Source organism: Frankia sp. AiPa1, assembly GCF_023243075.1.
GTDB lineage: Bacteria > Actinomycetota > Actinomycetes > Frankiales > Frankiaceae > Frankia.
Map to the genome: position 1 here is coordinate 13355 of NZ_JALKFZ020000183.1, position 14532 is coordinate 27886.

The window sequence follows — 14532 nt, forward strand, 5'->3', positions numbered from 1 at the left end:
GGCTCAGCTGGCGAAGCGTGGTGCCGACGCGGCCGGGCCGGTGAGCGCGGCGGCCCGCTCGCCGCGGGCATGCTGCAGCATCTCGGCCACGAGGAAGGCCAGTTCCAGCGCCTGGCTGGTGTTGAGCCGCGGGTCGCAGGCCGTCTCGTACCGGCCACCGAGGTCATCCTCGCCGATCAGCTCGGCGCCGCCGAGGCACTCGGTGACGTTCTCACCGGTCAGCTCGATGTGCAGGCCGCCGGGGTGGGTGCCCAGAGCCTTGTGCACCTCGAAGAAACCGAAGACCTCGTCGAGCACGTCGTCGAAGTGGCGGGTCTTCACCCCGCCGACGTCGCGGGTGTTGCCGTGCATCGGGTCGCAGGACCAGACCACCGGCGGGCCCGAGGCGTTCACCTTCTCGATGATGGGCGGCAGCGCGTCGCGGACCCGGCCGACGCCCATCCGGGAGATCAGGGTGAGGCGGCCGGGGATGTGCCGCGGGTTGAGCCGCACGGCGAGCTCGAGCACCTCGTCGGGGCTGGCCTTCGGGCCGATCTTGCAGGCGATCGGGTTGCCTACCCGGGAGAGCAGATCGACATGGGCGCCGTCGAGGTCGCGGGTCCGCTCGCCGATCCAGATCATGTGGGCGGACAGATCGTAGGGGTCGCCGGTGGCGTCCTCCACCCGGGTCAGGGCACGCTCGTACTCGAGCAGGAGGCCCTCGTGGCTGGTGAACAGCTCCACGCCGGTGAGCGCCGCGGTGCGGTCCAGGTCGATGCCGCAGGCGGCCATGAACGCGAGCGCCCGGTCGATGTTGGTGGCCATCACCTCGTAGCGGCGGCCCGCGGCCGAGTCGCGCACGAAGGCCTTGTTCCACTCGTGGACCTTCGAGAGGTCGGCGAAGCCACCGGTGGCGAACGCGCGCACCAGGTTCAGCGCGACCGCGCTCTGGTGGTACGACTGGACCATCCGCATCGGGTCCGGCCGGCGGGCGGCGGCGGTGGCCGCGATGTCGTTGACGGCGTCCCCCCGGTAGGACGGCAGGCCGGTGCTCGACTCGATGTCCGCCGAGCGGGGCTTGGCGTACTGGCCGGCGATGCGGGCGACCTTCACCACCGGCGTGCTCGCGCCGTAGGTGAGCACCACCGCCATCTGCAGCAGGGTCTTCACCTTGTCGCGGATCTTGTTGGCCGTGTTCGCGGCGAACGTCTCGGCGCAGTCCCCGCCCTGGAGCAGAAATGCCTCGCCCCGGGCGACCATCGCCAGGCGGTCGGTCAGCGACCGGACCTCCGGCGCTGTGACCAGCGGCGGGAGGCCCGCAAGCTGGCTTGCGGCGGCCCGCAGCTCCACCGGATCGGGCCACGACGGCTGCTGCTTGGCCGGAAGGGTCCGCCAGACGTCCAAAGCGCTCACGAGTCACCAGGGTACGGGCGGCGGACACGTGAGCACACCAGCACTCCCGATGTTTTGGCGGATGTCGCACCTCCGACTTCACATACCTCGCATACCCGTTCGCCACATTCCCCTGTCCCGCGGCGACTGGCCGCCCGCGCCGCCGGCCGTCCCGCCCACACCAGCGAGGTCAGCCGAAGAAGACCTCTGCCTCGGCGTAGAGCTCCTCGGGTACGGTCTTGAGCTCGCGAGTGCCCTCGGCGAGCGGAACGCGGTCGATACGGGTGCCGTGCAGGGCAACCATCACGCCTGTCTCACCCTCGTGCACCGCGTCGATGGCGTGCAGGCCGAAGCGGGTCGCCAGCCAGCGGTCGAACGCACTCGGCGTGCCGCCCCGCTGCAGGTGGCCGAGGACCGTGGCGCGGGCATCCCGGCCGGTGCGTCCACGGATCTCGGTTTCCAGGACCGCGGCGATGCCCTGCAGACGGACGTGGCCGAACGCGTCCAGCTCGGCGTCCTTGGCGGCCATCGTGCCCGCGATGGGGGTCGCCCCCTCGGCGACGACGATGATCGGCGAGTAGTGGGTGGCGAACCGGGACTCGACGAGCGCGCACACCTTGTCGAGATCGAAGGGCCGCTCGGGGATGAGGATGACGTTCGCGCCGCCGGCCATGCCGCTGTGCAGGGCGATCCAGCCGGCGTGCCGACCCATCACCTCGACGATGAGGACGCGGTGGTGGCTTTCGGCGGTGGTGTGCAGGCGATCGACCGCCTCGGTGGCGATGTTCACCGCCGTGTCGAATCCGAAGGTGTAGTCGGTGGCGGACAGGTCGTTGTCGATCGTCTTCGGGACGCCGACCACCGGTACCCCCTCGGCGTGCAGCTGGGCGGCAACTCCCAGGGTGTCCTCGCCACCGATGGCGATGAGCGCGTCGACGCCGGCCTCGGCCAGGTTCTTCCGGATGAGGTCGGGCCCGTCCACCGCGGCGTACGGATTGGTCCGGCTCGATCCGAGGATCGTGCCCCCCCGCGGCAGGATCCCGCGGACCGCGGCGGTGTCCAGCGGCACGGTGTCGCCGGTCAACGGCCCTCGCCAGCCGTCCCGGTAGCCGACGAACCGGTGCCCGTACACCCCCTCGCCCTTGCGGACCACCGCCCGGATCACCGCGTTGAGCCCCGGGCAGTCACCACCGCCGGTCAGAACGCCGATCCTCATCGCGCCCTCCCCACCTCGCTCATATCGCGGCCACAACGCCCATCGTGTTGTGGTCACGCCGGCGGTGCACGGATGTGCCCGCGCGCGCCGGAGGCAGCCTAACGGCAGTCGGGCAAACACAGAGCGCCATGTATTCACCAGGCGTGGCGAGATAATTACATTCAAGCTCGGGATGAGGACCTGGCGGTGGACGGCCGCAGCGGGGCGAGGACCTCCCAGCGGGCAAGGTTGTGCAGCGCGTCGGCGAGGGCGTCGTGGGCGTTGGCGGGCGGCGGCGGAAGCGGCGGACGGCCAAGCTCCTCCCACAGCTGGCGCAGGTCCCGGGTGAACCGGGGCATCCGGGACGGCAGATCCGTCATCGTCCCGAAGAGCTGGCAGAGGGCGACATGGTCGTACGCGCCGTACCAGGCCCAGAGCTCAGGTGCGCCGTCGCCGGTGAGCAGCTCGACGAGGTCATCCCGGATCCGGGCCCGGGACCGCCAGGCCGGATCCGCAGGCGGCGGAAGCTGGTCGAGCACGTGGCGACGGACCCAGGGCACCGCGAAGGCGGGGTCGAACTCGGTCGACACGGCGTAGTAGCGCCGCTCGCCATCCTCGCTGACGATGCCGATGCTGACCAGGTCCAGCCAGAGATAGCCGGCCTCGCGCCGCTCGATGAACTCGGTGTCGTAGAAGAAACGGGTCGCCACCGGCTCAGTCTCCTCCGACCGGCGCGGACGTATCCGGCGCGTACGGCATGGGCCCGTCCGCCCGCGAACGGCGGGTGCCACGCCGCCAGGGCCGCAGGACGGCGGCGAGCAGCGCCGTCGCCCCCGCCGCCCCGGCGAGCGGCAGGGCCCACAGCAGCGGACCGGAGTAGTCGTTGCCGTCGGCGGAGGCCCCGTTCACGCCGGACGTGCCGGCCGCGGACGTGCCGGCACCGGCCCCGCCGCTGGTGTCGCAGCCGGCGGCACCGGCATTGCGTGGCATCTGGACGTGCGGGCCGGCCGACGTCGGGACCACCCGGATCTCCACCCGCGCCGCGCCGGGCGAGGCCACCACGCACAGCAGGCCGGAACCAGCCGGGGAGGTCACCCGACCACCCGTCACGGTCACCCGGTAGCCACTCGGGTAGGACCAGGCCGGAACGCTGATCGCCGTCGCGGTTCCGGCGGCCAGCGCACCCCCGGACGACGTCGTGCCGGAGCGGGCGATCGGCCGCAGGCCCAGGGTCAGCCCGCCGGCCGCGTTGTAGCGCAGCAGGTCGGGGATGCCGGCCACCGCCTCGGGATAGGGCCGGACGAGGTGCGGCGATGCCGCCGGGACCGACGGGCCGGCAGTGCCCACCACGCCGCCCTGGGTGCCGCCCTGGGTGCCGCCCCGTCCGTCCGGCGGGTCGTAGAACCAGCTCAGGCCGAAGCTGTCGGCCGTCGCGGCCAGCGCCTCCAGGGTGGCGGGCGCGGCGTCCTTCCAGCCGGTGAGATATCCGGTCTGGTCGTTGACGGCGACGGCGGCGGACGGGTCGAACGGCGCCGGGCCTTCCTGCCACACGAGGTGGTACGGATCAAGGGCCGCGACGATGTCGGACAGTGCCTGGCCGCCGGACGTCCCGGCGGGAACCTCGTAGCCGAGCAGGCCCGGCTCGGCGCGAAACCGCCCGGCGAGTGCGGCCAGGCCGGCCCGCACCGTGGCATCGGACAGTCGCCGGCCCGGCGTCGACGGCACCAGGCGCAGCACGACCCGCAGCCCGCGGTCGGTGAGCATCCGGGTGAGCCGGGCGGCCTGGTCGAGACCGGGATCCGCGGCGGCCGCGTCCGTGGACGGGCCGGGCCGCGGCCAGCCCGCGACCGTCGGGACCCGCCCACCGGCGGCCACCGGAACCGCCAGCCGGACACCGGTATAGCCGTACCCGATCCAGGTCTGGAGATCCTGCGCCGACGGCGTCACACCGGCGGGCAGCGACATGCCCCGCACGACGACCACCCGCCGCGCGTCGTCCGTCAGATAGGGACCGACGCGTCCGACCGTGTTCACCGGCGCGCCGGCAGCTCCGGTCGAGCCAGTCGCCGCGGGTTCTCCCCCACCGGCGACGGCCGGCACTCCCGCGCCGGACGCCGGCGCGGACGCTGCCGTCAGTGTGGACCCAGCAGTCGATGGAACGGCCCAGGCGACGGGGGCCGCGGCCGCCATCAGCACGCCCAGGATGGCGACGGAAACAAGCAGCTTGGGGCCCCGGCCACGCCGGCCGACCCGGCGCGCGGTCCGGACCGGCCGCGATGCGCCAGGCGGAGCAGCGCCAGGCCGCTGACCGCCGCCAGGCCGCAGGCCGCCGAGCCGGACAGCGCCGGGTTGTGGATCACCGGGAGGGAGATCGTCGAGTCGTGATCCGTCCGGGTGGACACCGTCCGTTTGGACGACGCGTGCCCGCAGGATGTGGGTCAGGGCCGGTGTTGGACCGTACAGGCGTGCATCCGCCCGATCGGCCGCTCCCGGCGCGGTAGCGCAGTCACCACGCACATCCCCATCCTGCCGTGTCGCGTCCAAGGCGCTCAGACCGCCCAGGCGAACAGGAACCGGACGGCCCGCGGCTGGCCGCTGCCGATCAGACCGCGCGGTCGGCGGCGTCGTCCGCCGCCGTTGCCGTCCGGCCAGCGGCGCCGCGGCCCGCCCAGTCAACCCGGTCAACCCGGTCGGCCAGCGCGGTCGCGGCCAGCGGCGTACCGGTACCCGGCAGGCCGGCGGGGGGCCCACCCGTGCCGGCGCGCTCGCCGGGGCCGGCCTCACCCGCCGCGGGCTGGGAGGCCGCGGACGGGGAGAGCGTCGCACCGCCGACCGATGCCGGAGCCACGCTGGGCGGCGAGGCCGCGGCCGTACGCGCCGCGGTGATTTCCTCTTTTGCGCGCTTCGCGTACATATCAACGTATTCCTGGCCGGAAAGAGCCATCAGCTCGTACATGATCTGGTCGGTGACCGAACGCAACACAAATCGGTCGTCGGCCATCTCCGCATACCGGGAGAAGTCCAGCGGCGGGCCGACCCGCATTCCGACCCGGCAGGCCCGCGGGATCAGCTTCCCCGGCGGCTGCGCCTCGAAGGTACCGATCATGGCGACCGGGATGACTGGGACTCCGGCCTCCAGCGCCATCCGGGCCACACCGATCTTGCCACGGTAGAGCCGGCCGTCGGGCGAGCGCGTGCCCTCCGGGTAGATGCCGAGCAGCCGGCCCGCCCGCAGCACCCGCACGCCGGAACGCAGCGCACCCTCGCTGGCCCGGCCGCCACTGCGGTCGATCGGGATCTGACCCGCACCGCTGAAGAACACGCGCTTGAACCAGCCTTTGACGCCGGCCTGGGTGAAGTAGTCGCTCTTGGCGAGGAAGGTCACCCGCCGGGGCACGACCAGTGGCAGAAAGAAGTGATCGAGGAACGACAGATGGTTCCCGGCCAGGATCGCGGGACCCTCTGCCGGGATGTGCTCGGCACCCTCGACCCATGGGCGCCACACCACCCGCAGCACGGGGGTGAGGATCACCTTGAGCACCCAGTAGAACAAGGACAGCTCCCAGCTGGTCACCGTCGTGAGACGACCCTGTCAGGGCGCCCGGACCGGGTCGCCCGCATTGCTTGCACCGACGACGCCGCAACGGACCCGAGCATGACACCGGGCGGGAGACCCGCCGTGGCGGCGCGCGGCCGTGGGCGTCCGCCGACCGGCTCGGTCCTGCCCAGACGGCGCAGCTCATGCCGCGCCCCGGGCTCGTCGACCTGGCCGGAAGACCGCACTGAGCGTAGGTAGCCGGACATCATCACGTCCACCCGATCATCCACAACAGTGCCACGGCAGGCGCGGCCGAGGAGATGTCCCTGGCACGCCGCCTCCTCCTCCCCGTATCCGGCGGGCACCATCGGGCCGAGGTCTATATCATCGCAACAAGGGGCGACCGCGTCACGACTTCCCTCTCGGCATCTCGGTGAATTTCACGGGAATGTAGTGAAATCTGTGGCGGGATGCCCACGGATGAGACATTCCGATCGATGAGACACGGACGACCATGGCCTCGACACGCGGACCGTGCGAGCATGCGGGTACCGGCGTTTTCCTCCGCGCCGTCCGCGCGTCACGGCGCGCATCGGGTCGCACGGGGTCGCACAGGGCACGAAGGGCGGACAAGCGATGGCGGATTCCACCGGTATGTCCCTGCTGCCCGGCGCGGAGCCGTTCACGTTCGCGGGCGGGCCGGTCGGGGTGCTGCTGGTCCACGGCTTCACCGGCTCGCCGGGCAGCATGCGCCCGTGGGGCGAGGCGCTGGCGGCCGCCGGTCTCACCGTCGCCTGTCCGTTGTTGCCCGGTCACGGTACTCGCTGGCAGGACATGGTCCCCACCACCTGGCCCGACTGGTACACGACGGTGCGCGGTGAGTTCCTGCGCCTGCGGCGTGAATGCGAGCAGGTGTTCGTCATGGGCCTGTCGATGGGCGGCACGCTCACCCTGCGGCTGGCCGAGGAGCACGGTGCCGAGGTCGCCGGCTTGGTCACGGTCAACGCGAGCCTGGCGACGGAACGCCGTCAGGCGGCGCTCGCGCCGCTGTTGAGCCGGGTCGTCCCCGCGATTCCCGGTGTCGCCGGCGACGTCAAGGCCACGGGTGTGCCGGAGGTCGGCTACAACCGGGTGCCGCTGCGCCCGTTCGGGTCGTTGCGCAAGCTGTGGGCGGTCACGCGCGCCGACCTGGGGCGGATCGTCTCGCCGGTGCTGGCCTACCGCAGCGTTGTCGACCACGTCGTCGAGGCAAGCTCCGGCGCCCTGCTGCTGGCCGGCGTACGCGCGCCGATCGAGGAACGGCTGCTGCCGAACAGCTGGCACGTGGCCACGCTCGACAACGACAAGGAAACAATCTTCCAGGGAAGTCTGGAGTTCGTCCGGCAGCATGCGGCTTCCGTCCGCGTGCCCGATCCGGTGGCCTCCGATGGCTGAGCACCCGCCACCGCCCGGCCCGGCCGAGCCGCCCGCGGGAGCCCGCGGCTGCTCGGGTGCCGGCGCGGCCCCGGACGCGGGCGACGCGCCGAGCACGGGCGCCGGGGCGAACCCGGCGGCGGACCCGATGCCCGATGCGAGCCTGGGCTCCCCCGCGGCAACAGGCCGGGAGCAGCGCGACGAACCACCGTCGGCCAAGGGACTGCCCGCGGCGGATCAGAGCGCCCCCGCGGGCGCATCCGCACTGCCGGCGGCGGATCAGAAGTCGACACCAGGGGGCGCACCCGGATCAGCCTCGTCCGGATCAACGTCGTCCGGATCAACGTCGTCCGGCACGGCCGCTCCGCCGCCCGGCCCAGCCGCGTCCGCCGGCGCCTCCATTCCCTCGGGCGAGCCGCAGCCGCGTTCCCAGGAGGCGGACGACGCGGCGTTCCTCGAGCTCGTCGCCCGCTTCGACGACGAGCCGGCGACGCGCGCCTGGCCGGAGCAGGAGGACGTCGCCGGCCCTCGCCGGCCCACGATCATCATTCTGCGGCCGCCGTTCGGGCCCGGTACCGCGCCCGAGCCCGAGGATCACACCGATCCGGGTCCCACCGAGCCGACCCTGCCGCCCGGCCTGCGCCCGCACGACCTGCGCGGCGACGACTCCGATGAGATCGTCGTCATCGATCTGGCCGCCACCGGCGACGGGTCCGGCGCTGCCGCCCACGAGCCGAGCGAGGACGAGCACTACGTCCCCCCGGCCCCGCCGCCGCTGCCACGGATGCGGCCGGTCACCCGCTGGGCGCTCGGCTCGATCGCCCTCGGAATGGTCTTCCTGGTCGTCCCCACCCTGATCGGATTCAGCCAGTCCCGCTCCCAGGACGTCGCCGGCGTGCTGCTCGTCCTCGGCGGCGTGGGCACGCTCGTCGCCCGGATGGGCGAGCGTCCCCCCACCGACCTCGACGGGCCCGACGACGGCGCGGTCCTCTAGGCCGCACCGCGCCGCCCCGGCGGTCCGCCCGCGCTGAACCTGCGGCCGCTGCCGGAAGTATCCGTCCCCTACCCAGACCAGACCACCGCGGATCGACGGTCAGCGACCCGCCCGGACCACGGCGGGCCGTCGGCCGGCGACCCCGCCCCGCAGGTGTTCCCGGGAACGGCACCGAACGGCAGGGGCACCGAACAGAAGGGCGTTGGGCGTGCGTTACCACGAGCAGGTCGAGGTGCACGGGCACCTCATGGACACCGGGGTGCTGGCGAAGGTCCTCGACGACGTGCTGGACTACGGCGGCGACTACCGGGTGGACCGCATCGACCTCGGGCGCGGCCACGACGACGAGTCCCACGCCGTCATCACGGTCGGTGCCGAGACGCAGCGCCGGCTCAGCCGCGTTCTCATGCGCGTCCAGGTGCACGGGGTGAACAAGGTGCATGCGGGCACGGCGCGGTGCGAACCGGCCGACCGCGACGGGGTGTTCCCGCCGGACTTTTACTCGACCACGAACCTCGAGACCGTCGTGCACCTCGACGGCCAGTGGGTACCGGTGGAGCACCCGGAGATGGACTGCGGCCTGGTGGTCTCGCGCGGCCGGGTCCGCACGGTGCCGGTCACCGACGTTCGGGCCGGCGACCAGATCGTCTGCGGGGTGGACGGAGTGAAGGTCGTCCTGCCGGTGACCGACCATTCAAGCCGCATCTACGCCGAGTACGAGTCGCTGCCGAGCTCCGGGCAGCCACAGGCGATGCTGGTCCGCGCGATCGCCCGGCAGATCCGCGAGATCAAGGCCGAGGGCGGCCAGGTGCTGTGGGTAGCGGGGCCGGCCATCGCCGCGACGGGCGCCACGCCGGCGCTGGTCGCGCTGATCGAGGCCGGGTACCTCGATGTTCTGTTCACCGGCAACGCGCTGGCCACGCTGGACATCGAGGCCGCGCTGTACGGGTCGCCGCTGGGCGTCAGCCCGCTGCGCAGTGGACGGGTGCAGCGCGGCAGCGAGCAGCACATCCGGGCGATCAACGCGATCCGCGGCCAGGGATCGATCCGCGCGGCGGTCGAGTCCGGCCTGCTGACCGAGGGAATCATGCACGCGATGGTGAAGGCGAACAAGACCTTCGTGCTGGTCGGTTCGGTCCGCGACGACGGCCCGCTGCCGGAGGTCCACACCGACGTCGTCGAGGGCCAGCGGGCGATGCGCGCCGCGCTGCGCGGCGTCGGCTACGCCCTGATGGTCGCCTCGGCGCAGCACTCGGTGGCGACCGGTAACATCCTGCCGGCATCGATCCCGGTGGCCTGCGTGGACGTCAACCCGACGACGGTGCACGCGCTGACCGAACGCACCAGCGCGCACGCCGTCGGTGTGGTCGCCGATGCGGGGTTGTTCCTCGAGCAGCTCGCCGTCGAGCTGGTCGCCGACTACCGTCCCGCCCGGCCGGGACCGGGCGGGACGCTCGCCTGACCCTGCACGAACAGGTCCGCGCAGGTGCGGCGGCCCGGCGGATGTGGGCGGCTCGGATGTGGGCGGCTCAGATACGGGCCAGGTCGGCGGCGCCGACGAGACCGGCCTGTCCCCCGAGCTCGGCGGCCACGACCTCGGCCATCGGCCGGTGACCACGGCCGGGCAACACCCGCGCGAAACGGGCGCGAGCCGGGCCGAGCAGCAGATCCCCGGCATCGGAGACGCCGCCGCCGATCACGAACCGGTCGGGGTCGAGAACCGCGGCCAGGCTTGCCATGCCCTCACCGAGCCAATGGCCGACCTCGGTGAGGCAGTGCAGCGCGGCCGGATCGCCCTTGCGGGCTGCTTCGGTGACATCCGGACCGGTTAGCCGGTCGGAGTCGCCGCCGCAGGCATCCAGCATCGCGGTCGCCGCACTCGGGTCGTCGGCGACGACCTGCCGGGCGAGGCGAACCAGCGCGCGGCCACTCGCGTACTGCTCCCAGCAGCCGTGATTGCCGCATCCGCACAGGTGCCCGCCCGACACCAGCCGCATGTGGCCAGTCTCCGCGCCGATCCCGAACGCGCCGCGGAACAGTTCGCCGCCGAGCACGAAACCACTGCCGATGCCGGTGCCGACGGTGAGGCAGATCAGGTCACTCCGGCCGCGGCCGGCGCCGAACCGGTACTCGGCCCAGGCCGTCGCGTTGGCGTCGTTCTCGACGACCACGGGCAGGCCGACCCGGTCGCTCACCCTGTCCCGCAACGGCTCATCCCGCCAGGCCAGGTTCGGCGCGAAGATCACCCGTGAGCGGTCGGCATCGATCCAGCCGGCCGCGCCGATCCCGACCGCCCGGACATCGAACTCGGCGGACAGCTCCGCGACGACCGCCGCAATGGTGTCGGCGACCTCCTCGCTGGAGTGTCCCGGAGTTGGCCGACGCACCGCGGCAAGGATCGTGCCGGCACCGTCGACGACGCCGGCCGCCACCTTCGTGCCACCGACGTCCACGCCGATGGTGAGCCCGGCGGTGCGGTCGTCCGGCCCGCCCGCGACGACGGCGGCCGCCGTGGCGGCGTTGGCGGGCGCAGGTAGCGGGCTGTGCGGGGCGTCCGTGCCCGCGGTGCGGGCCGAGGATGGGGGGTTCTGAATCCCGGCCCAGCCCAGGACGTCGTCCTGTCCGGTGCCGTCGAAGGGTGGAGTACTCACGTGATATCGATCCTCTGGACGCGGGGTCTGGGCGCTGCGGCGGCCTGGGCACGATCCGCCGCGGCAGTCTCGCGGGTCGCGTCGCGTGCGGCCCGGTCGGCGCTCGTGGTGCTGGACGCGCGCGCGTCGTCGACGGCGTCGACGGTGGCCCGCACCGCCGCGACCAGCGACTCTCCGGCGGCCACGAGGTGACGGACGATCTCGGGCCGTTCGGCGGTGAACACGGCGAGCAGCCGGCACAGTGGGCAGCCGGTGCACGTCTGCCCACTGTCTTCCCGGCCGGCTCTGTCTTCCCGGCCGGCTCTATCTTCCCAGCCAGCTCCATCTTCCCGGCCAGCACGGGCTCGGCCGGCAGATCCCTGGCCGGCGCGTTCCCGGGTGCCGTGTCCCCGAGCGCGGTGGTCCTGGCCATCAGGTTCCTGACCTGTCCGCGCGTGGCAGGCGCAGTGACAGTCCGCGGCGCCCCCGCCCGGTGCTCCGACGCCGGACCTCGTCGGAGCATCCCGCGGTGCCTCGGACGGCAGCTTCGATGCCGCGAGGGTGCGCAGGGCCTCGGCGAGCAGAGCCGCCTCGACGGCCAGTGGCCCCGGTGCGGGTGGATGTGCCGCCGAGGTCACCCGTCCGGAGGGGGCGGTCCGGCCGGAGGGGTCGGCCGCGGCGTCCACCGGCCCGGCGCAGGCGCCGCCCGGGCCCTGGGCGGGCACCTCCGGGGCAGCGGTCATGCCCGCACCCACCGGTCCGGGTCGGGTACGAAGGAGACGACAAGCCGGTCGCCACGCAGCCGGGCGGCGGAGACGTCGCAGCGCCGCAGCGCCGCAGGCAACGGGACGGCCCGGCGGAACGCACCGACGGTCACCACCAGATCATCGCCCAGCCGGGCCAGATCGATCTGCGATCCATCGACGAACGGCAGGCCGAACGAAAGCGCGAACCCCTCGTCGGTGCGCTCCACCCGCGGCTGGTCGCCGCCGTCCACCAGCCCGGCGCCCAGGACGCCGGCCGGGTCGAGTTCGCCGTAGGCGGCCGCGCCGAAGGCTGCCAGCTCCTCCAGACCCACCGGCTCACCGGCCCGGTAGGCGACGGGAAGGACGGGGGTGGGCGCGAAGGCGGAGGTGAGCTCCGCGAGCGCCTCCCGGTGCGTCGCGGCCCAGCCGGCCCGCCAGGCGTCGGCCCCGGCCGGCGACAGGATGCGGTTGACGACCACGCTGTCGAGTGTGAACCCGTGCAGGGCGAGCGCGGTCAGGCTGCCCTGGGCAGCCTGCAACGCCCCGCTCTGCGGGGTCAGCACGAGCCGGACACTGGTGGCGGCCTGATCGGTCAGGATGGCCCGCAGGTCGATCGCGGCCCGGTGGACCCGGGACACGGTGTCGTAGGCCGGTGCCGCGAAGCTGCTCCACCGTCCTCCGAGCGCGCCCCCGAGAGCGGCCCGGCCGAAACCGGGCCGCAGCCAGCGGGCAAAGGCACCATCGGGCGGCAGCAGCCGCCGGCAATACCACGAAAGTGTCTCCGGGAAGGCCAGCAGCCGCAGCATGCCCGCGAGCGGGCCGCCATCGACGATGACCACATCGTGATTTCCCGCGGTGAGGCTGTCACGCAGCTCGAGCAGGGTGAGCGTCTCGATGGCGCCCGGCAGGAACGCGAGCTCCTCGAGCTCCACCGGGTCGACGTCGACCGTCGGCCAGGTGTGGGCGAGCACCGCCCGCACCGCTGGCCAACGGTCCGCGACGGCACGGCGCAGGTCGACCTGCCGCCCGCTCAGGCCCGGTTCGAGCTCGGTCTCCTCAGGCCCGACCGGATGGTCGAGCACCCCGGACAACCTGGCGGCCGGGTCGACGGACAGCAGCAGGGTGCGATGGCCCCGTTGGGCGGCGAGCACCGCGGTTGCCGCCGCCACCGTCGTCGTTCCGGCCCCGCCCATGCCGGTGACGAGCACACACCGCACGCGCGCTCAGCTCTCGACGTGCTTCTTGAGGTCCTTGAGCGCGGCGTCGACGATGCCGTTCTGCACCTTGCGCCGCAGCATCCCAGGGATCTTGACCTTGGTCTCGGCGGTAAGGTCGTAGGTGACCTCCGTGGTGCCGTCGCCCAGGTCTCGCAGCGTGTAGCTGCCGTCCTGCGACGACATCGCCTCGCCCTTGACCATCGACCAGGAGACCTGCGAGTCGTCCGTCCAGGTGTACTCGTTGACGAACTCGTCCTTGATCACAACAGCGTTGATGCGGAAGCGGGCGCGCCGCGGCCGGCCGTCCGGGCCGGTCTCGAGCACCTCCGCCTCCTCGATCTGGCCGACCCAGGTCGGGTAGGCGGGGATGTTGGCGATGGCCCCCATCACCGCCGCCGGCTTGGCATTGATGACGATCGTCGATCGGGCGTGGTCCGCCATGGCGAGTAGCACCTCCACATTCGTCTGGCAAGTCTGAAGGAGCACGGCGTCGCCGGCTCGCCCGTATCCGGGCATCCTCCCGGTGCCGGATGATTCCCCGACCGATCGCCTGAGGCTACCGGAAGCCGGACCGGGTACCTCCGAGCGGCTGGCTACCACTCCAGGACGAACGGACGGGCCGTGGCGTTGAAATGGCCCACGTTCACGCACTGCGTACCGCCGATCTCGATACTGGCGGCCAGCGGTTGGTGGACGTGGCCGAACAACACGTAGCGCGGCCGGGTGTCGTGAATGGCCTGTAGGATCGCGCGGCTGCCGCGCTCGAACCGGCCGGCGACCACGTCGTAGACGAGCTCCGGCAGATGCGGCGGAATATGGCAGCACAGCACGTCGACCGCGCCGACGGCGGCCACCTTGGCGGCGAACGCGTCGTCGTCGATCTCGTACGGGGTGCGCATCGGGGTGTGCAGGCCACCGCCGACGAAGCCGAACCGCCAGCCGCCGAGCTCGACGGTCTGTCCGTCCAGCAGGGTGACGCCCTCACGCAGGTAGTCGGGATACAGGTGAGGGAGGTCAACATTGCCAAACGTCAGATAGGTGGGGGTTGGGAACGCGGCGAACATCTGCGCGTACTGCTGGCGGACCGCATCCTCGACGATGCGCGTCCGGTCGCCCGCCAGCCCCGCCCACAAGGACCGCGACCACTCGCGTGCCTCGTCGAAACGGTGCTCGGTACGCAGCCGCACCATCCGGGTGACCGCTTCGGCACCGAACAGGTCGCCCATGATGCCCCGACCCGGATCGGAATAGTCGATGAACAGGACGAGGTCACCAAGGCAGATGAACACGTCAGCACCCTCGGCCGCCGCGGGCAGCGCGTCCGCCCGCCCGTGCACGTCGCTGACCACGTGGACCCGCATACCCGAAGCTTAGGGCCAGGACAGTCGCCAACTTCGGCGCTGGCGGCTAACGTCAGATGCCCTGGGA

At 72.6% G+C, this 14532-nt stretch carries 13 protein-coding genes; 3 read left to right on the forward strand and 10 right to left on the reverse strand.

Going from position 1 to position 14532, the window contains the following annotated elements; all coding sequences use genetic code 11:
- Nucleotides 1-3: 3 nt before the first annotated feature.
- The 5 genes from MXD95_RS24430 to MXD95_RS24450 all read right to left on the reverse strand — a co-directional run bounded on the left by MXD95_RS24430 (nucleotide 4) and on the right by MXD95_RS24450 (nucleotide 6119).
- Nucleotides 4-1392: a class II 3-deoxy-7-phosphoheptulonate synthase gene (locus MXD95_RS24430; protein ID WP_250643072.1), complete on the reverse strand. Its 1389-nt coding sequence runs from the start codon at nucleotides 1390-1392 to the stop codon at nucleotides 4-6.
- 169 nt (nucleotides 1393-1561) lie between these two features.
- The gene (locus tag MXD95_RS24435) at nucleotides 1562-2587 is read right to left on the reverse strand and encodes a 6-phosphofructokinase (protein WP_250643073.1); all 1026 of its coding nucleotides are present in this window, start codon (nucleotides 2585-2587) and stop codon (nucleotides 1562-1564) included.
- A 161-nt stretch (nucleotides 2588-2748) separates the two neighbouring features.
- Complete coding sequence (locus MXD95_RS24440; protein ID WP_250643074.1) at nucleotides 2749-3276, reverse strand: polyadenylate-specific 3'-exoribonuclease AS; 528 nt, start codon at nucleotides 3274-3276, stop codon at nucleotides 2749-2751.
- Between the two features lie 4 nt (nucleotides 3277-3280).
- Nucleotides 3281-4600 (reverse strand): hypothetical protein, encoded by a 1320-nt coding sequence (locus MXD95_RS24445; RefSeq protein WP_250643075.1) that lies wholly within the window; start codon nucleotides 4598-4600, stop codon nucleotides 3281-3283.
- Nucleotides 4601-5168: 568 nt separating this feature from the next.
- Nucleotides 5169-6119 carry a lysophospholipid acyltransferase family protein gene (locus MXD95_RS24450; protein WP_250643121.1) on the reverse strand — a complete coding sequence of 317 codons (951 nt, stop codon included), beginning with the start codon at nucleotides 6117-6119 and terminating at the stop codon, nucleotides 5169-5171.
- A 621-nt stretch (nucleotides 6120-6740) separates the two neighbouring features.
- Here MXD95_RS24450 and MXD95_RS24455 point away from each other — a divergent pair.
- The 3 genes from MXD95_RS24455 to MXD95_RS24465 all read left to right on the forward strand — a co-directional run bounded on the left by MXD95_RS24455 (nucleotide 6741) and on the right by MXD95_RS24465 (nucleotide 9973).
- Entirely contained in the window at nucleotides 6741-7538 is a 798-nt protein-coding gene (locus MXD95_RS24455) for an alpha/beta hydrolase (protein ID WP_250643076.1), read from the forward strand.
- Complete coding sequence (locus tag MXD95_RS24460; protein ID WP_250643077.1) at nucleotides 7531-8511, forward strand: hypothetical protein; 981 nt, start codon at nucleotides 7531-7533, stop codon at nucleotides 8509-8511. The genes MXD95_RS24455 and MXD95_RS24460 overlap by 8 nt, the downstream gene beginning before the upstream one ends.
- 208 nt (nucleotides 8512-8719) lie before the next feature.
- On the forward strand, nucleotides 8720-9973 hold the full coding sequence (locus MXD95_RS24465) for an ornithine cyclodeaminase family domain (RefSeq protein WP_250643078.1): 1254 nt from the start codon (nucleotides 8720-8722) through the stop codon (nucleotides 9971-9973).
- Nucleotides 9974-10040: 67 nt separating this feature from the next.
- Here MXD95_RS24465 and MXD95_RS24470 read toward each other — a convergent pair whose 3' ends face one another.
- From MXD95_RS24470 to MXD95_RS24490, 5 genes are all read right to left on the reverse strand, one after another.
- A complete protein-coding gene (locus MXD95_RS24470) occupies nucleotides 10041-10970 on the reverse strand; it encodes an ROK family glucokinase (RefSeq protein ID WP_250643122.1) in 930 nt (309 codons plus the stop codon).
- Nucleotides 10971-11158: 188 nt separating this feature from the next.
- Nucleotides 11159-11884 (reverse strand): hypothetical protein, encoded by a 726-nt coding sequence (locus tag MXD95_RS24475; RefSeq protein WP_250643079.1) that lies wholly within the window; start codon nucleotides 11882-11884, stop codon nucleotides 11159-11161.
- Complete coding sequence (locus MXD95_RS24480) at nucleotides 11881-13104, reverse strand: ArsA family ATPase (protein WP_250643080.1); 1224 nt, start codon at nucleotides 13102-13104, stop codon at nucleotides 11881-11883. The genes MXD95_RS24475 and MXD95_RS24480 overlap by 4 nt, the downstream gene beginning before the upstream one ends.
- Before the next feature lie 6 nt (nucleotides 13105-13110).
- A complete protein-coding gene (locus MXD95_RS24485; protein ID WP_250643081.1) occupies nucleotides 13111-13545 on the reverse strand; it encodes an SRPBCC family protein in 435 nt (144 codons plus the stop codon).
- Nucleotides 13546-13697: 152 nt separating this feature from the next.
- Nucleotides 13698-14465 (reverse strand): metallophosphoesterase family protein, encoded by a 768-nt coding sequence (locus MXD95_RS24490; protein ID WP_250643082.1) that lies wholly within the window; start codon nucleotides 14463-14465, stop codon nucleotides 13698-13700.
- Nucleotides 14466-14532 lie beyond the last annotated feature (67 nt).

Excerpts from the sequence above, each read along its gene's own strand:
- MXD95_RS24475 (WP_250643079.1), bottom strand. The coding sequence starts at position 11,884 with ATGACCGCTGCCCCGGAGGTGCCCGCCCAGGGCCCGGGCGGCGCCTGC.
- MXD95_RS24460 (WP_250643077.1), top strand. The coding sequence starts at position 7,531 with ATGGCTGAGCACCCGCCACCGCCCGGCCCGGCCGAGCCGCCCGCGGGA.
- MXD95_RS24435 (WP_250643073.1), bottom strand. The coding sequence starts at position 2,587 with ATGAGGATCGGCGTTCTGACCGGCGGTGGTGACTGCCCGGGGCTCAAC.
- MXD95_RS24485 (WP_250643081.1), bottom strand. The coding sequence starts at position 13,545 with ATGGCGGACCACGCCCGATCGACGATCGTCATCAATGCCAAGCCGGCG.
- MXD95_RS24455 (WP_250643076.1), top strand. The coding sequence starts at position 6,741 with ATGGCGGATTCCACCGGTATGTCCCTGCTGCCCGGCGCGGAGCCGTTC.
- MXD95_RS24490 (WP_250643082.1), bottom strand. The coding sequence starts at position 14,465 with ATGCGGGTCCACGTGGTCAGCGACGTGCACGGGCGGGCGGACGCGCTG.